The organism is Microbacterium pratiae (genome assembly GCF_047302165.1).
Taxonomy (GTDB): domain Bacteria; phylum Actinomycetota; class Actinomycetes; order Actinomycetales; family Microbacteriaceae; genus Microbacterium.
In genome coordinates, this window is record NZ_CP154843.1 from 474,191 (window position 1) to 493,935 (window position 19,745).

16 protein-coding genes are annotated in these 19,745 nt (G+C 69.8%); 8 read left to right on the plus strand and 8 right to left on the minus strand.

Annotated features, from left to right (window positions below):
- Position 1: 1 nt before the first annotated feature.
- The 5 genes from AA0Y20_RS02250 to AA0Y20_RS02270 all read right to left on the minus strand — a co-directional run bounded on the left by AA0Y20_RS02250 (position 2) and on the right by AA0Y20_RS02270 (position 6,561).
- Positions 2-838 (minus strand): carbohydrate ABC transporter permease, encoded by an 837-nt coding sequence (locus AA0Y20_RS02250; protein WP_412937109.1) that lies wholly within the window; start codon positions 836-838, stop codon positions 2-4.
- Positions 835-1,827: a carbohydrate ABC transporter permease gene (locus AA0Y20_RS02255; RefSeq protein WP_412937111.1), complete on the minus strand. Its 993-nt coding sequence runs from the start codon at positions 1,825-1,827 to the stop codon at positions 835-837. The genes AA0Y20_RS02250 and AA0Y20_RS02255 overlap by 4 nt, the downstream gene beginning before the upstream one ends.
- The gene (locus AA0Y20_RS02260; protein ID WP_413331913.1) at positions 1,824-3,920 is read right to left on the minus strand and encodes a DUF6259 domain-containing protein; all 2,097 of its coding nucleotides are present in this window, start codon (positions 3,918-3,920) and stop codon (positions 1,824-1,826) included. Before AA0Y20_RS02260 ends, AA0Y20_RS02255 begins: the two co-directional genes overlap by 4 nt.
- Positions 3,921-4,039: 119 nt before the next feature.
- Positions 4,040-5,302: an ABC transporter substrate-binding protein gene (locus AA0Y20_RS02265; RefSeq protein ID WP_412937114.1), complete on the minus strand. Its 1,263-nt coding sequence runs from the start codon at positions 5,300-5,302 to the stop codon at positions 4,040-4,042.
- On the minus strand, positions 5,299-6,561 hold the full coding sequence (locus AA0Y20_RS02270; protein ID WP_412937116.1) for an ABC transporter substrate-binding protein: 1,263 nt from the start codon (positions 6,559-6,561) through the stop codon (positions 5,299-5,301). The genes AA0Y20_RS02265 and AA0Y20_RS02270 overlap by 4 nt, the downstream gene beginning before the upstream one ends.
- A 181-nt stretch (positions 6,562-6,742) precedes the next feature.
- Here AA0Y20_RS02270 and AA0Y20_RS02275 point away from each other — a divergent pair, with 181 nt between their 5' ends.
- Together AA0Y20_RS02275 and AA0Y20_RS02280 are read left to right on the plus strand one after the other, a co-directional pair.
- Positions 6,743-8,059: a DUF3863 domain-containing protein gene (locus AA0Y20_RS02275; protein ID WP_412937118.1), complete on the plus strand. Its 1,317-nt coding sequence runs from the start codon at positions 6,743-6,745 to the stop codon at positions 8,057-8,059.
- Complete coding sequence (locus tag AA0Y20_RS02280; protein WP_412937120.1) at positions 8,056-10,590, plus strand: family 78 glycoside hydrolase catalytic domain; 2,535 nt, start codon at positions 8,056-8,058, stop codon at positions 10,588-10,590. Before AA0Y20_RS02275 ends, AA0Y20_RS02280 begins: the two co-directional genes overlap by 4 nt.
- Before the next feature lie 13 nt (positions 10,591-10,603).
- On the opposite strand, the gene AA0Y20_RS02285 is transcribed toward AA0Y20_RS02280, so the two are convergent.
- Complete coding sequence (locus AA0Y20_RS02285; protein ID WP_412937122.1) at positions 10,604-11,356, minus strand: SDR family NAD(P)-dependent oxidoreductase; 753 nt, start codon at positions 11,354-11,356, stop codon at positions 10,604-10,606.
- Positions 11,357-11,418: 62 nt separating this feature from the next.
- Here AA0Y20_RS02285 and AA0Y20_RS02290 point away from each other — a divergent pair, with 62 nt between their 5' ends.
- The 3 genes from AA0Y20_RS02290 to AA0Y20_RS02300 are packed head-to-tail and all read left to right on the plus strand — an operon-like array spanning position 11,419 to position 14,260.
- Positions 11,419-12,345, plus strand: a complete 927-nt coding sequence (locus tag AA0Y20_RS02290) for an SIS domain-containing protein (RefSeq protein WP_412937124.1) — start codon at positions 11,419-11,421, stop codon at positions 12,343-12,345.
- The gene (locus tag AA0Y20_RS02295) at positions 12,342-13,310 is read left to right on the plus strand and encodes an NAD(P)-dependent oxidoreductase (RefSeq protein WP_413331916.1); all 969 of its coding nucleotides are present in this window, start codon (positions 12,342-12,344) and stop codon (positions 13,308-13,310) included. The genes AA0Y20_RS02290 and AA0Y20_RS02295 overlap by 4 nt, the downstream gene beginning before the upstream one ends.
- Positions 13,307-14,260 carry a phosphotriesterase gene (locus tag AA0Y20_RS02300; protein ID WP_412937127.1) on the plus strand — a complete coding sequence of 318 codons (954 nt, stop codon included), beginning with the start codon at positions 13,307-13,309 and terminating at the stop codon, positions 14,258-14,260. The genes AA0Y20_RS02295 and AA0Y20_RS02300 overlap by 4 nt, the downstream gene beginning before the upstream one ends.
- 73 nt (positions 14,261-14,333) lie before the next feature.
- On the opposite strand, the gene AA0Y20_RS02305 is transcribed toward AA0Y20_RS02300, so the two are convergent.
- Complete coding sequence (locus tag AA0Y20_RS02305; RefSeq protein WP_412937129.1) at positions 14,334-14,639, minus strand: helix-turn-helix domain-containing protein; 306 nt, start codon at positions 14,637-14,639, stop codon at positions 14,334-14,336.
- A 216-nt stretch (positions 14,640-14,855) separates the two neighbouring features.
- The gene (locus tag AA0Y20_RS02310; protein ID WP_412937131.1) at positions 14,856-17,324 is read right to left on the minus strand and encodes a glycoside hydrolase family 2 protein; all 2,469 of its coding nucleotides are present in this window, start codon (positions 17,322-17,324) and stop codon (positions 14,856-14,858) included.
- A 134-nt stretch (positions 17,325-17,458) separates the two neighbouring features.
- Here AA0Y20_RS02310 and AA0Y20_RS02315 point away from each other — a divergent pair, with 134 nt between their 5' ends.
- From AA0Y20_RS02315 to AA0Y20_RS02325, 3 genes are read left to right on the plus strand one after another with little or no spacing between them, the layout of a single operon-like run.
- Positions 17,459-18,064: a glucose-6-phosphate isomerase family protein gene (locus AA0Y20_RS02315; protein ID WP_412937133.1), complete on the plus strand. Its 606-nt coding sequence runs from the start codon at positions 17,459-17,461 to the stop codon at positions 18,062-18,064.
- Positions 18,057-18,776, plus strand: a complete 720-nt coding sequence (gene deoC / locus AA0Y20_RS02320) for a deoxyribose-phosphate aldolase (protein WP_412937135.1) — start codon at positions 18,057-18,059, stop codon at positions 18,774-18,776. Before AA0Y20_RS02315 ends, deoC begins: the two co-directional genes overlap by 8 nt.
- Complete coding sequence (locus AA0Y20_RS02325) at positions 18,773-19,744, plus strand: shikimate dehydrogenase family protein (RefSeq protein ID WP_412937137.1); 972 nt, start codon at positions 18,773-18,775, stop codon at positions 19,742-19,744. Before deoC ends, AA0Y20_RS02325 begins: the two co-directional genes overlap by 4 nt.
- Position 19,745 lies beyond the last annotated feature (1 nt).

A 19,745-nucleotide genomic window follows, 5' to 3' on the forward strand; every position in this document is an offset into this window, starting at 1 on the left:
GTTACTTCACCGCGCCCGCGTAGAGACCGCTGACGAAGTAGCGCTGGGCGAAGACGAACAGCAGCAGGATGGGCAGACTCATGATGAGCACGGCGGCCATGATGTTCCCCCAGTCGGCGAGGTACTGCGCCTTGAAGTACAGGACACCGGTCGTCAGCGTCCGTTTGCCGGGGTCGGTGAGCAGCAGCTGCGGCACCAGGTAGTCATTCCACACGCCCACACCCTGCAGCACCCAGAACGTCGCGACGGCGGGCCGCGCGAGCGGGAAGAAGATGCGCCAGAACAGCTGGAAGTAGCCGGCGCCGTCGATGATCGCGGCCTCCACGATCTCGCGCGGCACCTGCCGCATGAACGCCGCCATGAGGAAGACGCCGAAGGGCAGGGCACCGGCGATGTAGAGCAGGATGACGCCGGCGTAGCTGTTGATCAGCCCGAGGTCGCGCACGACCCGGAACTGCGGCACGAGCGCCAACTGCATCGGCAGGAAGATCCCGGCCGCGAGCAGCAGGTAGATCCCCGAACCGATCTTGGTCGCCTGGCGCACGATCGCATACGAGGCCAGGGCGGCCACGAAGGTCGCGACCGTCATGCTGACGAGCGTCAGCAGGATCGAGTTCGCGAACAGATTGGTGAAGTTCGCCTCGTTCCACGACGTGACGAAGTTGTCGAGGGTGGGCGAGATCGGCAGACCCGTCGGGTTCGTCAGCACCTCGAGGTTGGGCTTGAACGCCGTGATCACGATGATCACGAGCGGGTAGATCATCAGGATGCTGAGGACGATCAGCAGGACGTTGACGGGAACGCGTCGCAGCAGACGCGTGGCAGTGCGGCTGTTCATCGACCCTCCTCCTCTGCGGCGATGCGGTTGTTCAGGCGGTTCTGCACCGCGGCGATGGCGATCAGCACGATGATGACCAGCACGGCCATGGCCGAGGCGTAGCCGAAGTTGTTGTTGACCATGCCCTCCTGGAAGACCTGGGTCATGTACAGCTGCGTCGAGTTCCCTGGCCCTCCCCTGGTCATCAGATAGACGGTGTCGAACGCACGCAGCGCACCGTTGATCGAGAGCACCAGCACGAGGCCGATCGAGGGGATCATGAGCGGCAGCGTGATGAAGCGCAGCGCCTTCCAGCCGCGAGCGCCGTCGACCTTGGCTGCCTCGAGGATCTCGCCGGGGATCGTCGACAGCCCGGCGAGGAAGATGACGATGTTGAAGCCGAGACCGCTCCACAGGTCGACGAGGATGACGCTGTACAGGGCGAGGTCGTAGTTGCCGAGCCAGTCCTGTGCCAGGCCGCCCAGTCCGAGGCTGCGGAGGATGGTGTTGAACGTCCCGGTCGTCGGGTCGTACATGAAGCTCCACACGAACACGATCGCGACGGGCGAGATCACCATCGGTGCGAAGAAGATCGCCCGGTAGATGTTGCCGAGCCGCAGCTGGCGGTGCAGCAGCACCGCGAAGAGGAACGCCAGCACCGTCTGGACGACGATCTTGAAGAACCCGTAGATCGCGGTGTTTCCGACGGCCTCCATCAGCACCGGGTCGCCCGAGAAGATGCGCACGAAGTTGTCGAGGCCCAGGAACTCCCAGGCGCGGTTGAACCCGCGGGCGTCGGTGAAGCTCGCGACGACGACCTGACCCATCGGGTACACCGTGAACACGAGGTAGAGGATGAGGGCCGGCGAGATGGCCACCCAGAACTTCCCGGTGGCGCTCCTTCCGGTCCAGAGACGCTCGGTGAGCGTCGTGCGCTTCCGGAGCGAGGCCACGTTCTCCGGGTCGTCCAAGGCGAGGACGCGGGGATCTTCGACGCGCGTGCTGCTCATGTCGTTCCAATCGGGTCGGTCGGGGGAACCACGACGGCGGCGTCGCGGGGGTCGATGGTGACGATGGCGTCCGATGCGGCGAGGGCGGTGCCGGCAGAGCCGTCAAGGCGTACGACGCGCGCGTCGGGCGCGACGCCGGCGACGCGGACCTGCACGGGCGCGTCACCGAAGTTCGCGACGACGACGACGCGCGAGGAGTCGTCAGGGCTGCGGCGCCAGACGGTGTGACGCACGAGCCCGATGGAACCGGCTCCGTCCGCGGCCGCCACCGTCACGGCGGCATCGGTCACGAGCTCGCCGTTCCACAGCCAGTCGGCGTACCGGCCACGCACCTGCTCCGCGCGCCGCGCTCGCTCGACGGTGACCGGCATGTCACGGGGGCGTCCCTTGAAGTTGAAGGGCTCGAGGCTCATCGCGTATCCGTCCAGCAGGCTCTGTGCGATCATGCCGTGCTCGTCGAAACCGGTCAGCGCCGTGACGATGCGGGCGTCGGGGCGCAGCATCCTGCCGACCGGACGGTGCTGCGCCGACGCACTGCGGAAGTACGACACGTCGTAGTCCTCGAACTGTGCGTCATACGCGCCCTCGGCGGCGATGACGAAGGTGTCGGCCGCGTCACCGAGTCGCGCACGGATGTCGTCGATGTAGGCCGCATCCCACGTGAAGGCGCTCGCCCCGACAGGGTGGCCGTGGTCGTCGGCGAAGCACAGCAGAGCGCGGCCGTGATAGAGCGATTCGTCCGCCAGGATGCCGTCCGCGCCCCACGAGGCCATCTCGGCTACCTCGTCGGCGATGCGGTCGCGCAGCTCGCGCACGCCGAAGCACAGGGGCACGTACCAGGGCGTGCTGATGCCGTATCGCTTGCGCGACAAGTGGTAGACGGGTCCGGGCTGCGCGTAGGGCTGCCCGTGGGGGTCGCGCGACACGAACCGCTCGAGCTCGTCCCAGTTCGGGCCGGGCTTCTCGACCCACACGTACTTGACGTAGAGCACCGTGGCGACGTCGAGCTCGCGCGCCCGGTCGAGCGCGCGCTGCAGCGCCGCGGGGCCGCCGAGCTTCGTCGCCGGGCGATGCCACGGTACGAGCCCGTCCTGACCGCCCTCGTTCCAGCCCACGATCTGGATGGCCCCGATGCCCTCGGCCGCGCACTCCTCGATGATGTCGACGAGGTCGTCGAAGTCGTACCGCGGCTCGCCCTCGGTCGACATCAGCTGCACCTGAAGCCACAGTCGGGGCTCGGTGAGCCAGGCTGCGCGCGAGTGTCGGGTGGGCGCCTGATGGCGGCGGTACGGCTCGAGCGAACCGGTCCAGTCGCCCGCGTACGGAGCGAGCGACATCTCGGGCAGTTCGATGCGGTCCATTGCCGCGGGGAAGTGGATGGCGTCGAGGGTCACAGCGGCATCGGGACCCGCCGTGCGAGCGAGGCTGTCGGCGAACCCGGGCTCGAGCGATGCCCGCCAGCCGATGAAGTCGAGCGTCGGCCTCGCCGGCATGACCGCGACACCGCCGACATCGGTCGCCAGGGCGACGAACGGGGAGGTCGGGTTCCCGACGAGTTCGGGCCGCAGATTGCCGCTGGCGTAGTCCGGGAACATGGTGCCCCAGTACGGTGCGTTGCTGTCGAACACGGGCAGCAGGCCGACGCGCGTGCCGGTCGAGTAGTCCACGCCGCGCAGCTCGAGCTCTCGTGCCCCCGGTCGGATGCCGCGTAGGGACGGGAAGCGCACGGCTTCGACCCCGCCCTCGGCGAAGGCGACCGAGAGCGAGAGCCGGAGAGCGCCCTGGTCGATCGTCGCGATGACCGTGATGTCGCCGTGAAGCGTCTCACCGGCGGACGTGATCGGGTCGGTCCAGCGCAGCGTCACAGCGTTGCGGTCGGCGGTGAACTCGTGACCGGACAGCGACTGCTGCGCGGTCTGGACGACGACGGTGCGGTCGCCTCCGCGCGGGATCTCGATGACGAAGAGCGAACCGGCGCTCGCCTCTTCCAGCCACGGGCCGACCCTGCCATCATCGAATCGCACGAGCCCACCGGTGCGGGCATCGAAGCCGACCGACAGATGCGGGTCCTCGAGGGTGAGGAGCTGGGTCACGGAACACTTCCTTGAGTTGCGTTGTGTAGCAAGACTACACGAATGACGGGATAAGACCCCCGATATCGCTCGATTCGAGCAAATATCGGGGGCCCAGGGTAGCGAGGCTACCCGACTGCTCAGCGAGCCGCGCGGATCTCCGCAAGTGACGCGTCGAGCTCGGTGACGACCGACGCCGAGTCCGTCCGCCCGGCGATCAGGTTCTGCATCCCGACCAGCAGCGTCTCCTGGAGCTGCGGGTGGGCGGGGAGCACCATCGGGCGGAACGTCTTGCCCTGCCAGGCGGCCTCCATGTCGCCGAAGAGCGGATCGACCGACGAGACGTCGATGCCCTCGGTCACCGGGAACGCCTTCACCCCGGTGAGGAACTCGGTGTAGACGTCGTCCTCGAAGAAGAAGTCGATGAAGCGCTCCGCCGCATCCGTCTTGTCGTTGCCGGGGTTGATTCCCCACGCGACGAGGTAGCTCCCCCACATGTCGGCGACGTCGGCGTCGAGCGTGGGGAAGTTCATGTAGCCCGGCTCCACGCCCGCGGCGCGGGCGTCGGAGAGGATCCAGGTGGCGGGGAACATCGCGGCCTTGCCCGACAGGAACGCCGTCTTTGCGGCCGACTGGTTCGTGCCGACCGGGTCGGGCATGTAGTACGGCACCAGCTCCTCCACGACATCCAGAGCACTCTCGTACCCGGGAGTCTCAGCGAACGTCGTCTCGCCGTCCAGCAGCTCATCGATGATGTCCGGGGAATCGGGGAACACGTGCTGCGCCATCGCGTAGTAGGCGATGAACTGCGGCCACCAGCTGTCCTGCGCCGACATGGCGAACGGCACGATCCCCGCCGCCGACAGCTTCTCGGCGGCATCCTTCAGCTCGGTGTAGGTCTGCGGGACCTCGTCGATACCGGCCTGCTCGAAGAGCGCGGTGTTGTAGATGATCCCGTTGCCCGACTGAGAGATGGGCACGTAGTAGGCGCCTTCACCGCCGGAGTCGCGCGTCGCCTCGAGCGCCGCGGCCTCGTTCAGCCGTCCGAGGAAGTCGGTCGACGACAGATCGGCGGCGAAGCCGTCCTGGATGAAGTCGGTCAGGTTCTTCGGGTCGAATCCGTAGACATCCGGCCCCGCACCGCCCGAAAGGCGCGTCTTCAACACGTTGTCGTAGTCGTTGGTGTTGACGAACTCCGCGTTGACGGTGATGTCGGGGTTGGCTTCTTGGAAGGCGGCGATGACCGTCTCGTAGGCCTTCTGGTTGTCGCCGCCGTCGCCCCACATCAGGAAGCTGAGCTCGGTCCCGCCGTCGCCCGCGCTGCCGCATCCGGTGAGCGCCGCCGCCGCGAGCGCGGCCACGCCGGCCGCGCTCGCGAGACGGACGCGGGGACCGTGCGTCATCGGTTGTTCGCCACGTACTGGGCGAGAGCGGTGTCGAGGTCGGCGAGCACCTGCTGGGTGTCGCGCTGGCCGCTGATGATGTTCTGCAGGCCCACGAGCAGCGCATCCTGGATGCTGGGGTCGGTCGGAGAGAAGGCCGCGACGAACTGCTTGCCCTCCCACGACGCCTGCATGTCGGGGAACAGCGGGTCGACGTCGGCGCCGATCTCGATGCCGGTCGTGGTCGGGAAGAGCTTCACCTTGCCGAGGAACTCCGTGTAGACGTCGTCCTGCATGAAGTAGTCGAGGAACTTCTGCCCCGCGTCGAGCTTGGCGTCGCCGTTGTTCGGGTTGAGGCCGAAGCGCACCTGGTAGGTGCCCCAGATCGAGTCGGAGCCGTCGTCGGTGGTCGGGAAGTTCATGTACTCGACGTCCAGATCGGCGTCTCGGGCGTCGGAGAGGATCCACGTGGCGGGGAACATCGCCGCCTGGCCGCTGAGGAACGCCGACTGCGCGGCGGTCTGGCTCGTGCCGACCGGGTTGGGCATGTAGTACGGCGTGAGCTCGCGGACGATGTCGAGCGACTCCGCCCATGCCTTGCTGTCGGAGAACGTGGTCTCGCCGGCGGCCATCTCGGCGCCCAGCTCCTCGTTCGCCCCGTGCTCGGCGAGCGGGTAGTAGACGATGAACTGCGGCCACCAGTTGTCCTGCGCGCTCATCGCGAAGGGAGTGACACCGGCGGCCTTGAGCTTCTCCGAGGCCGCGAGGAGCTCGGTGTAGGTCGTCGGCTCCTCGGTGATGCCGGCCTGGTCGAACAGCGCCTTGTTGTAGATGATGCCGTTGCCCGAGAGCGAGATCGGCAGGTTGTAAGTACCGCCCGCGCGCTGCGCGTCCTCCGCCGCCTCGGGGGTCAGCTTCGACAGGTAGCTCTCGCCGCCGTCGGAGAGGTCGGCGGCGAAGCCGTCGGCGACGAAGGTGTCGATGTTGCCGAGGTCGAAGCCGTAGACGTCCGGACCGGCACCGCCGGAGAGGCGGGTCTTGAGGATGTTGTCGTAGTCGTTGGTGTTGAAGAACTCCGCGTTGACGGTGATGTCGGGGTTGGCGTCCTCGAAGGAGGCGATGACGTCTTCGTACGCCTTCTGCGTGTCGCCGCCGTCGCCCCACATCAGGAAGCTGATCTCGGTCTTCCCGCCGCCGGCGTCACCTGCGCACCCGGCCAGAGTGCCGACGGTCGCGAGCGCGACTCCGACGAATGCTGTCCCCTTGAGCCACTTCTTCATGGCTTCTCCCTGTCTTCATCGATGGTCGACGCCCGCTGGAGGCGCGACGTCCGGGTATTGGTAGCGATACTACACATGGACGGTCGTTTCGTCGCGTGTTTACCGAATCGAGACGTTGAACGCGCCAATTTCGCTAGTGCCACTACTTTCTGAGCCCTGATCGTGGCTAGGGTGATGCCTCATGGAATCCTCCCAGCAGCCGGACGCCATCGGCAGACGCGTCACCGTCAACACCGTGGTCCGGCGCCACCAGATCGAGGCCACCCGCACCCGCTCACTGTGGGAGGACGAATCCGAGCTCCACTCCGCGGCGCTCGTCGAGCGGTTCTCCGACACCGTGCGCGCGGCCATCCCGGATGCGCGCGTCACCTGGGCGCTGTCATGGGGAGCGCTCACCGACGCGTCGCCCCGCTACCGCGACGTGCGCGCCGCGGTCCGCCGCGCGGCCGAGGCGCACGGCGACGACGTCGCCTTCGTGCCCGGGGGATTCTTCGCCAACCTATACGGCTCACGCGAGGACGTCTCGCGCGATATCACCGACGCCGCCGACCTCATCGCGCAGGAGTTCGGCCGCGCCCCCCGATCGCTCGTCGCCGGATTCCTCTCGGCGCACAACATCGCCGACGCACGCGCCCGCGGAATGCGGACGGTGCAGGGCAACATCTGGAGCCAGTTCGACATCGACCTCCAGGACGGCGACGGCTCGATCGCCTACCCCTACTACCCGTCGTCATCCCACTTCCTCGTGCCGGGAATGGGCGATCAGCGCATCGACGCCGTCCAGCTCGACGGCTGGACGGTCGATCTCGTCGCCGCCCGCACCGCCGGGATGTCGTCGGACTACAACTCTCGTCTCGGACTCGGCCCCATCGAGACGCTGCACCGCCTGCCGCGCGACGAGGCGCTCCGCGAGCTCGACACGACGAGCGAGGCGCACCTGAACGACCGGAACGTCGAGCGCAACGGCCTCGGCTGGCTGACCTTGAACTACGAGATCAGCGAGGTCGCCCGCGGACTCGAGACCGACCCGTCGACGCTCGAGGCCTGGGGCGGTTGGCTCGGCGGCCTGCGCGAGCGCTGGCCCGATCTGCAGATGCCGACGATCGCCGAGTTCGGCGAGGAGTGGCGCGCCCGGCACCCCGACAACGAGGGACTGGCCTATCTGCTCGAGCAGAGCGGCAGCGGCGTCCAGGCCTCACGTCGCGGCGAGACGGTCACCTGGTTCATGACGGCAGGCTTCCGCCTGGGCGTCGTCACGGACGCCGACGGCGTCCGGGTGTTCGACTACACCGCCTACGACGGCACGGCCGTCGAGCCGTCGGGTCTCGGCGATCGACGGTGGAGCCTGCTCGGCGAGATCAACCAGAAGCGCACGCGCCCGCAGGACGAGCCGGTGCCGCTGCGCCGATTCCTCGCCGAGCACCCGTTGGTCGACGCCGCCGTGGAGCACCACTACGGCGGCAGCGTCGAGCTGGCACGCCTGAAGGAGGACGCATGACCGCGTTGCGAGAGCTGACGGTAGACCATTCCGCAGACCCGGTCGGAACCGGCGCACGGCCGGTCTTCGGCTGGCAGATCGCGAGCGATGAGCCCGATACCCGGCAGCGGTCCCGGCGCATCGAGGTGCGCGATTCCGCCGGACGCGTCGTCTGGGACTCGGGCATCGTCGACGACGACCGGTCCGTCGACATCGGCTACGACGGCCCGCCCCTGCAGCCGCTCGCCCGCCATCACTGGCGCGTAGAGGTCGACACCACGTCCGGGCACGCCGTGAACGACGGCACGTTCGTCACCGGCGTGGTGGATGCCGACTGGCGCGGCGCGCGCTGGATCGGCGCGGCCGAACCCACCTCTGCGGCCCCGATCGTGCGCGGCTCGTTCGAGGTCGACGTCGAGCCGGTCGAGGCCTACCTCGTCGTCGCCGCGGGAGGCCTGGCGCACGTCGAGCTCGACGGACGACCCGTCGACGACTCCGTGCTCGGACCGGGGTTCACGGATTACGACGTCGTCACCCAGTACACCGTGATCGATGTCACCGGGCGGCTGGCCCCGGGCGCCCACGTGCTGACGGCGGAGCTCGGCCGCGGCTTCTACGGGATGCTCGGCCGCAACACCTGGAACTGGGAGACCGCTCCCTGGCACGACGACCCGTGCGTCCGGCTGCTGCTCCTCCTCCGGGGAGCCGACGGAGAACAGGTCGTCGTGACGGACGACACCTGGCGCGCCGTCGACGGGCCGACCACGAGCGACGACCTCTACGCCGGCGAGGACTTCGACGCACGGCGTCGTGTCGTCGGAGCCGGTTCCGCCGACACCGACGTCTCCGACTGGCCGCTCGTGCGGGTGGCGTCGGGCCCCGCCGGTGCGCCCGAGCCGCAGCGGCAGCCCCCCATCGTGGTCGCCGGGCACCTCGAGCCGACGTCGGTCGTCGAGCTCGGCGCAGGGCGCTGGGTCGTGGGCTTCGAGCGGGTGATCGCGGGCTGGGTAGAGATCGAGGCCGATGGTGCCGCGGGTGACGTGATCGAGCTCCGTTTCGGCGAGACTCTCGAGCCCGACGGGGCGCCGAACTACGAGGACGAGAAGGGCTACTTCGACGGCAGGTTCCAGACCGACCGGGTCACCCTCGACGACACGCGCGAGACCGGTCCGCTGCGGTGGCATCCCCGATTCACCTGGCATGGATTCCGCTACGTCGAGGTGCGCGCGCCGCGGCTCCCCCGGCTGCGGGCGGCGATCGTCCACACGCGTGCCCCGCGGACCGGGCGGTTCGCGTCCTCCGATCCGCTGCTGAACACGATCCACGAGCTCACCGTCCGGACGATCCTGAGCAACCTGCACGGCATCCCGACCGACACTCCGAAGTACGAGAAGAACGGGTGGACCGGCGACGGCATGGTCGGCGCCCGGATGATGCTCCAGAACCTCGATACGCACGAGCTGTTGGCGAAATGGTCGGCCGATATCGCCCACTCCCGCCACGGCTCGGGCGCCCCTCAGGTGATCGCGCCGCACGGCGGGTGGCGCATGGACTGGTCGCCCGCGCCGACCTGGCACTCCGCGCTGCTGCTCGTGCCGTGGGAGGTGCACCTGCAGCGAGGCGACCGAGACGTGCTCGCGGCGGTGTGGCCCGATGCCCGCGACTACCTCCGCTTCGAGATCGATCGATCGCCCGGCGGCATCGCCGAGACGACGCTCGGCGACTGGGTCGCGCCCGACACGGATGCCGGCGGCGGCAACCCGCCCGAGGACGCCCGTGTCGCCGCGACCGCCTTCCTCATCGCCATGTGCGACACCGCCGCCCGTGTCGCCGTCGAGCTCGGCGAACCCGCGGACGAATGGCTCGCGGCCGCGCAGCGCAGTCGCGAGGCGTTCGTCGCGACCTTCTGGGATGCCGATCGCGCCGAGGTGCGAGGCGTCGGCGATGACGGGTACCGGCAGGCGCACGCCGTTCTCGCCCTCGCCTTCGACATCCTCCCCGAAGACGCCCGGCAGCCCGCCGCCGATCGTCTCGCCGCCGACGTGCGCGACCGCGACGACCACCTGTGGACCGGCGCGCTCGCGACGAAGCACATCCTGCCGGTGCTGACACGGTTCGGGCACGCGGATGCCGCTGTCGCGGTCGCGACGCAGACGACCTTCCCGAGCTGGGGCCACTGGGTCGAGCTCGGGGCCACGTCGCTCTGGGAGCACTGGAAGCCGGAGTCGCGCTCGCGCGGACACTACTTCCTCGGCACGATCGACGACTGGCTCTACGGCGATGTCGCCGGGCTGCGTCCGCTCGCCGCGGGCTGGCGTCGAGCCGGTATCGAACCGCGGGTGACCGCCACCTCGCTGACCTCGGCCGAAGGGTCGGTGCGAACGCCCTACGGCGACCTCTCGGTGCGCTGGCGACGTGGGGGCGAAGATCTCGCTCCGGACGAGGTGGAGCTCACCTGCGAGGTTCCCGTCGGGGTCACCGCCGAGGTCGTGCTGCCGGGCGTCCGACGGGAGGTCGGCTCAGGCGTGCACACGATCCGCGGTCACGCCTGAGCCACCGGCCCGGTCACCAGGCCGAGTAGCCTCCGTCGGCGAGAACGATCGACCCGGTGAGGTAGGAGGCGGCGTCCGAGGCCAGGAAGGCCACGAGCGATGCGACCTCCTCGGGCGAACCGAGCCGCTGCATCGGAGTGCGCCGGATCCAGTCGTCCCACCACTCACCCGGGACGCCGTCCTTCGTCAGATCGGTACCGATATACCCCGGCGCCACGGCGTTGACCCGGATGCCGGCGTCGACGTACTCGACGGCGAGCGACTTCACCGCCAGGTGCACCGCGCCCTTCGACGCGTTGTAGGCGGCCTGCCGCTGCGGCGCGTTCGCGAGCTCTCCCGACATCGACCCGATCGCGACGATCGATGCGCCGCGGGTCATGTGACGAGCGGCCTCGCGGGCGCACCAGAATGTTCCGGTCGCGTTGACGGCGAGCACGGCGTCCCACGCCTCGCGCGAGATCTCGGACGACGGCTGGTGGTTGGCGATGCCCGCCGATGTCACCAGGATGTCGAGCCGGCCGTGTCGTTCGGCGACGCCCGCGAACACCTCGGTGACCCCCGCCGCGTCGGTCACGTCGAGGTGGACGTACTCGACTCCCCCGCCGAAGGACTCCGCCGCGGCGCGGCCGACGTCGTCGAGGAGGTCGGCGATGACGACGGTCGCTCCGAACTCGCGCAGCGCCGTGACGCAGGCGAGTCCGATGCCCCGGGATCCGCCGGTGACGACGGCCACTCTGCCGTCCAGTTCGAGCCGTTCGCGGTACATCTCTGTGCCCTTCGGGGGTCGTGGGGTAGGGTTTGTAGCGATACTACATGGAGGGGGGATCCGTGACCACGGACACCGCACCCGGCGCATCCGGCACCACCGCAGCGCCCACGGAGGACTCGAGCGACACGCTTCTGGAGCGCATCACACGGCAGCTGCCGAGCCTGCGACGATCCGAGCAGCGGGTCGCCGCCATCGTGCTCGACAACCCCGTCGGAGCGGTGCAGTTCACGATGGCGGGACTCGCCGAGGCCGCCGAGGTCAGCGAGCCGACGGTCATGCGGTTCTGCGCATCGGTCGGCTGCGAGGGGTTCCAGGACTTCCGCATCCAGCTCGCCCAGACCCTCGCGCTCGGCCTGCCCGTGACGCACTCGTCGATCACTCCCGAGGACTCGAGCGCGGATCTGTCGGAGAAGATCTTCGACCACACGATCTCGAGCCTCGACCGGGCCCGCCGGACGCTCGACGCGGCGGCGGTCGAGGAGGCCATCGCGCTCATCCTCGGTGCGTCCGACATCCTGTTCGTCGGCTTCGGCGCGAGCGGCATCATTGCGCAGGACGCGCAGCAGAAGTTCCCCCTGTTCGGCGTCCCGTGCCAGGCCCCCGAGGACTTCCACCAGCAGTTCATCGCCGCGACGATGAGCGGGCCGCGGTCGGTCACCGTCGCGATCTCGAACACCGGCCACACCGAGCAGACGATGATCGTCGCCGAGGCTGCACGCAAGGCGGGCGCCTCGGTCATCTCGATCACGGGGCGACCCAGCCCGCTGTCCGAGGTCGCCACGGTGCCGCTCATCGCGCGCACCTTCGAGGACACCGACGTCTACACGCCATCGACGAGCCGCCTGGCGGGCCTCGTCGTCATCGACATCCTCGCGACGGGCGTCGCGCTGCGCCGCAGCCCCGAGCACACCGCGGCGATCCGCCGGATGAAGAGCGAGCTCGCGTCCATGCGCCACCGCGACGACGCGGAGGAGCCGGCGTCGTGAGCGGGCCCGCGCGGCGACGCGTGCTGGTCACCTCGCGGTCGTTCGGCGGCGGTGGCACCGACTTCGCCGCCGAATTGGACGCCGCCGGTTACGAGGTCGTGCGAGCGAGCCCCGCTCACGCCCTCGACGACCTCGAGCCGCTCCTGCCCGGCGTCGACGGGTGGATCGCGGGCACCGGCCCGATCACGGCGGCGCACCTCGATCTGGCTCCCGATCTCCGCGTGATCGCCCGCTACGGCGTCGGGGTCGACAAGGTCGACGTCGCGGCAGCCGCCGCGCGCGGCATCGTCGTCACCAACACCCCCGGCGCGAACTCGAGCGCGGTCGCCGAGCACACCGTCGCCCTCGTGCTCGCGGCGCTGCGCGGCGTCCCCGCCGCAGACCGCCGCGTCCGGGACGGCGACTGGTCGGGCTGGCAGGCCCGTGAACTGTCGGCGCTCACCGTCGGAGTGCTCGGGCTCGGGCGCATCGGACGCCTCGTCATCGAGCGCCTCAGCGGATTCCGCCCACGCGTGCTGGGGGCCGATCCCTGGGTGCCGGCGGACGACCCGATCTTCGAGACGGTCGAGCGCGCGGCGGCGGACGACCTTGCCCGCTCGTGCGACGTCGTCACCCTGCATGCCCCCGGCGGCCAGACCGTCGTCGACGACGCCTGGCTCGCGGCATCCGACCGCCCCGTGCTGCTGGTGAACACCGCCCGCGCGGATCTCATCGACGAGGATGCCGTGGCCGCCGCGATGCGCTCCGGCCGCGTCTGGGCGTACGCCGCCGACACCCTCGCGACCGAGAACCACGGCGACGGCGCCTCGCCCCTGCTCGCCCCCGATCTCGCCGATCGCGTCATCGTCACGCCGCACCTCGCCGCCCAGACCCGCGAGGGCGTCGACGGCATGGGCGGCATGGCCACCGCCGACCTGCGCGCCGTGCTCGAGGGCCGTCAGCCGCGGCATCCGGTCGTGCCGTGACCGATGCTCGCGGGCGGGTCCGCACGGTGACGGGCGACATCGAGCCCGACGCCCTCGGCACCGTGAACTATCACGAGCACCTGTTCCAGCGCTCCCCGCTGCTACCCGGCGACGACCTCGACGACGAAGACGCATCGGGGCGCGAGGCCGCGGAGCTGCGGGAGTCGGGCTTCGCCACGCTCGTCGACGCGACCCCGCTCGGCCTCGGACGGCGACCCGAGGCGATCCGTCGCATCTCGCGCGCGACCCGCCTCACCGTTGTCATGACCACGGGCGCTCACCGCCGCGAGCATTACGCCGCGGATCACCCGTTGCTCTCGGCATCCGAGGACGAGCTCGCGGCCGCGTTCCTCCGCGACCTGACGGTCGGTGCCGCCGAGGGGCTCGCTACCGCTCGGGATGCCGCCCCACGGGCCGGGGTGCTCAAGGTCGGCCTCGGCTACTGGCGCATCGACGACGCCGCCCGCCGGGCGATCGCCGCGGTCGGAGCCGCTCATCGCGACACCGGCGCCCCGGTGATGGTGCACCTCGAGCACGGCACCGCCGCCCACGAGGCCCTCGACGCCCTCGCGTCCGTCGGCGTCGCCGCTGATCGCGTCGCGCTCGCCCACATCGACCGCAATCCCGACCCGGGTCTGCACGCCGAGCTCGCCGCCCGCGGCGCGTTCCTCGGCTACGACGGCGCGGCGCGAGCACGCGACTGGCCCGACTCGGTGCTGATCGACTGCCTCACCGAGACCGCGCGGCGCGGCGGAGCCGACCGCGTGCTGCTCGGCGGCGATGTGGCCCGCGCAACGCGTTATCGCGCCTACGGCGGCATCCCGGGCCTGCGCTATCTCGGCGACCGCTTCGTGCCGCGCCTGCGCGACGCCGCCGGTGACGACGTCGTGGATCGCGTCCTGCGAGGAAACCCCGCCGCCTGGCTGGCCTGGCGCGTCAGCCGCGGCTGACGCCGCGAGCCAGCGTCGAGTCCGATCCAGCCGTTTGCATGCGCCGAACCACAGGCGCAGGAGGGGCCAGGCCTCACGCGACCTGCAACCGCTGGTCGCCCGAGACGTACTCGACGACGAGCTCGCCGCCGACCGCCTCGAGGTACTTTCGGAGCGTGCCGAGGCGCGCACTGTCGAGGTCGCCGTTTTCGATCTTCGAGACCTGTCGTTGTCCGACGCCGATTCGTTCGGCGAGTTGTTCCTGTGTGAGACCAAGCTGCTCGCGGAGGTCGCGCAGGCGGTACGCCCGCACTTCGCTGAGCATCCGCTCCTTGTGTGCGTCGACGTGCGCGCGGTTGACAGGGCGCTTAGCAAGCAGCTGCTCCGGGGTGAGAGCCATCGCCATCACCTTCCTTCCGTGTTCTTCAGGTCGTTCAGGTGGGACGTCCCAGCTGAGGACCGTTCTCCGCCAACAGCTCGATGGCTGCGATCACCTGTGCGTAGGTGTCGTCGTCCAGCTCCATCAACCAGTCCTCGATCAACTCAAGATCGATGCTCCACACGCCACCATTTCAGACCCTGAAAGGTCTAGCCGCCTAGCAGGTGCGCCGCCATCTCAGACGCCGACGCGAGCGGGATTCAGATCGCCGGCCGAGCGGATGATGCCGGGCGCCGTGAATGCGTGCGGATCGATCCCGGCAGGAGCCGTGATGGTGAACGTCTCGCTCTCTCCGGGAAGCAGCGTCACGAGGCCGCGATCCACTCGCGCCGCAGGATCGACGCGGTCGACCTGCAGCACGAGGTCCTTCACGAGCGATCGAGCCGTCACGCGAACCTCGTAGCCCGCATCGGTCACGACCCCGGAAGCCTCGTACCCGGCGGGCTCGAGCGCCAGCTCGGGGTCCTCGGCGAAGTACCAGAGCGCACGCTCACCGGTCGACAGCTCGGCCGAGACGACCTCGGCGGAGGCATCCGCCGCCGTCGCGACCGCCTGGGGCAGCGGCAGCGTCATCGCTTCTCGGGGCTCGATACTGACCGTCGCCGACTCGTCGGCGCGCACGGCCCCGTCGAAGCCGGTGCGCCGCAGCGTCAGCGCGGCATCCCAGACGGCGTCCGTGTCGTTGTGAAGCACGACGGCCAGACCGTCCTTGCGCGGCTGGATCGTCGCGAAGCGGTCGGCGTACACCGCGCGCAGCGCGTGCCAGAGCGGCTTCCGATGTCCGTGCCCGTCGACCGCGGCCCACGAGATGACCGGCCAGCAGTCGTTGAGCTGCCAGACGATCGCACCCTGGTTGAGGGGATGCAGCGATCGGAAGTGCTCGATACCGAACCGCACCGCGCGCGCCTGGTTGAGCTGAGTGGCCCAGTGCCAGTCCTCGATCATCCGCGGCGCGGAGATGTGTTCGCCGAGACCGCGCTCGAGCTTGCCGTTGCCGTCCTGCGCCTTCTGGTGCACGAGCATGAGCGGACCGTACGGGTCAGCGGGCTCGTCGTGGACGACCGAGAACAGCGTCGACCAGGCGGGCGGCCCCTGGAAGCCGAACTCGGACACGAACCGCGGCCGGTACGTGCGGTAGACGTCGTAGTCGACCTGGTTCCAGACGTCCCAGATGTGGGTCGTGCCGTGGGCGGGGTCATTGGGGTGCACGTACGAGCTGAACCCGTAGGGACTGCCGGGCGAGTACGGCGTCGTCGGCGCGAGCTCGGCCACGATCTCGGGGAAGAGCCGCTGGTAGTAGCCGTCGCCCCAGGTCGCGCCGCGCAGCCGCGAACGCCAGTTCCAGTCGACCCAGCCCCAGATGTTCTCGTTGCCGCCGTTCCAGATCACGAGACTCGCGCGGCCGGTCAGGCGGGCGACGTTGTCACGCGCCTCGGCGGCGAACTCGTCCCACAGCTCGGCGTCCTCGCTGTAGGCGGCGCATGCCAGCAGGAAGTCCTGCCAGACCAGGATGCCGCGCTCGTCGGCGAGGTCGTAGAAGTCCTCCGACTCGTAGATGCCGCCGCCCCACACGCGCAGCAGGTTCATGTTCGCCTCGGCGGCGTCGTCGAAGCGCTCGGCGAGGCGCTCGCGCGTCACGCGCGGGAAGAAGGTGTCCTCGGGGATCCAGTTCGCGCCCTTGATGTACACCGGACGGCCGTTGACCGCGAGCGCGAAGGGGCTGCCGTCCTCGTCGGCCTCGACATCGAGCGTCACCGAGCGGAAGCCGATGCGACGTCCGGCCTCGGCCGCGCCCACCGCGACGCGCAGGTCGTAGAGCGGCTGGTCGCCGTAGCCGCGAGGCCACCACAGCTCCGCGTCGGCGGCGCGCAGCGACAGCGTCGCGTCGACGTCGCCGCGATCCACGGATGCCGCGACCCGCTCCCCCGCGACCTCGGCCACGATCTCGCGGGTGCCCGTGCGAGCGGCATCCGGATCGAGTGCCTGCCACTCGAGCTCGACGTGCACGTCGACACGTCTCGGGTCACCGTCGACGCCGACGACGGGACGCACGCCGGCGATGCGGACGTCGCTCCAGCTCTCGATCCCGATGTCGCGCCAGATGCCGGCAGTGACGACGGCCGGCCCCCAGTCCCACCCGAAGTTGCACGCCGACTTCCGAATGGCGTTGAAGGGGTGGACGTACGAGTGCGGGCGTTCGCCGAGGACGGCCTCGCGCTCGCGGGCGTACGCGATCGGCGATGAGAACTCGACGCGCAGGATGTTCTCGCCTTCGCGGAGCAGTTCGCCGAGCCGCCACCGGTAGGTGCGGTGCTGATTGACGGTGCGTCCGAGCTCGCGCCCGTTCAGGAGGACGCGGGCGACGGTGTCGAGGCCCTGCGCGACGAGGTCATGGACGGACTGACCGTCGGCCGACCACACGAAGGTCGTCTCGTACGCCCAGTCGGAGTGGCCGATCCACGCCAGCGCCGACTCGTTGTCGTCGACATAGGGGTCGGGGATCAGGCCGGCCGCCAACAGGTCGGTGTGCACGACACCGGGCACCGTCGCGGGAATGCTCGAACGGGTGGTCTCGGCGAAGGTCTCCGGCACGTCTCCAGCGACGTGCGTGAGGTGCCAGCCGGAATGCAGGGCATGGAAAGTCACCCCACTAGAAGTAGCACAACTACCGAAAATCCGCGCTGTGCGGCACCGCAAGCCGCCTTCGTTGCGCGCGGCTGACCCATTCACGTAGTATCACTACCGATCCGAGACCCGGGTCGTGACGAATGGATGTGAGCATGTGCGCCGCTGCACGACCGGCTGAACCCGCCGCCCTCACCGTCGAGGCCCTCGCCGGAGCGCTCACGGGCCCCACCGAACGGTACGAGAAGCACCTCGGCGACCTGCGGGGCCTGTACCGCGATGCCGACGCCTTCCAGGCCGCTCTCGCGACGGACGACGGGTCTCCCGTGTACTGGGTCGACAGCAGCACCCCCGACACGGGCCGGGGCGCGCTGACGATCGGCCTCAGCGTCCTGCGCCCCGGTCGCGTCGGCGACGAGTTCGCGATGACCCGCGGCCACCTGCACGCTCAGGCCGAGTTCGCGGAGCTGTACTTCGGCATCTCGGGATCGGGCGTCATGCTGCTCGACAGCGTCGACGGCGAGTCTCGGGCCGTGCCGATCACGCCCGGCGTCGCGGTCCATGTGCCGGGCGGGTGGGTGCACCGCAGCGTCAACGTCGGCGACGAGCTTCTGGTGACCCTCTTCGCCTATGCGACCGAAGCCGGGCAGGACTACGGCATCATCGAACGCGCGGGCGGAATGAGCCGGCTCGTGGTCGCCGACGACGCCGGCGGCTGGACCACCCGTCCCAATCCGGACCACGGAGGTTACCGTGCCTGACACCACGACCGCAGCGGGCGCCGAGAGCGTCCTGGCCGACCTCGCCGCCCACATCGACATCAGCTGCGTCCAGGCGCAGCACGCGCGCGCCGACCTCGAGGAGCTCGCGCGACGCGCGGCAGCCGGGCGGTTCGTCAGCGCGCACGTCCTGCCCGGCTGGCTGCCGGTGATCCGCGAGCTGCTCGCCGGCACCGGAGTGCTCGCGGGGTCGCCCGTGGGCTTTCCCAGCGGCGGCGCGACGACGGCGACGAAGGTCGCAGAGGCGCGGGAGCTGCTCGATCTCGGGGCGCAGGAGCTCGACGTCGTCGTGGCGATCGGACGCCTGCGCTCGGGCGAGACCGGCTATGTGACCGACGAACTCGCCGCCGTCGCGGACGTCGCCGGCGGCCGGGTGCCGCTGCGGGCGATCCTCGAAGTGGGCCACCTCGACGAGACCGCGATCCGCCTCGGAGTGGATGCCGCCGTCGCGGCCGGCATCCCGTGGATCAAGACCGGCACCGGGTGGTCGGGCCACCCCACGACGATCGACCACATCCGGATCATCGCCGACCAGGTCGATGGTCGAGCCGCGATCAAGGCCGCCGGCGGCATCCGCGACATCGAGACGATCCGAGCCATGGCGACCCTCGGGGTCACGCGGTTCGGCATGAACGCCGACTCGGCCGTCGCAGCGGTCGCGGCGGCGACGGCCGCACGGGGAGACGACGCATGAGCATCATCCAGACCATGAGCGCCGCCGGACTGCGCCCCGCGCAGACGCCGACGCTCTACTTCATCGGCGTGACGACCGGGCGGTCGTCGATCCAGCAGGTCTTCCCCCGGTGGGCCGACGAGCTCGGGCTCGACGGTGCCGTGCTGCAGGGCATCGATCTGCCCCTCCACGCGCCGCGCGAGGACTACCGCCGGGTCGTCGACTTCATCGCGAACGACCCGCTGAGCCTCGGCGCCCTCGTCACGACCCACAAGATCGACCTGTACACCGCCTGCGCCGACATGTTCGACGAGATCGACCCGTTCGCCCGCCTCATGGGCGAGACGAGCTGCATCTCCAAGCGCGACGGGCGCCTCGTCTGCCACGCGAAGGACCCGATCTCGAGCGGTCTCGCCCTCGACGCCTTCCTGCCTCGCGGATTCTGGGCGGGCTCGGGCGCCGACGCGCTCTGCATGGGCGCCGGCGGATCGACGATCGCGATCAGCTGGTACCTCTCGCGTCCCGAGTCCGGGACCGACCGCCCCGAGCGCATCGTCGTCACCAACCGATCCGCGCAGCGCCTCGACCACATCCGCGAGATCCATGCCGAGCTCGACACCGACACCGTGTTCGATTACGTCCTGACCCCCACCCCCGAAGACAACGACCGCGTGCTCGCCGGCCTCGCGCAGCGCTCGCTCGTCGTCAACGCGACCGGTCTCGGCAAGGATGCGCCCGGCTCACCGCTCACGGACGCCGGAGTCTTCCCCGAGCACGGCGTCGCGTGGGACCTCAACTACCGAGGCGACCTGGTGTTCCTCGACCAGGCACGTGCGCAGCAGGGACCGCGCAACCTGCAGGTCGAGGACGGGTGGATCTACTTCGTGCACGGCTGGACGCAGGTGATCGCCGAGGTGTTCGACGTCGACATCCCCACCTCCGGGCCCTCGTTCGACCGGCTCGGCGAGCTCGCGGGCTCGACGCGCTGAC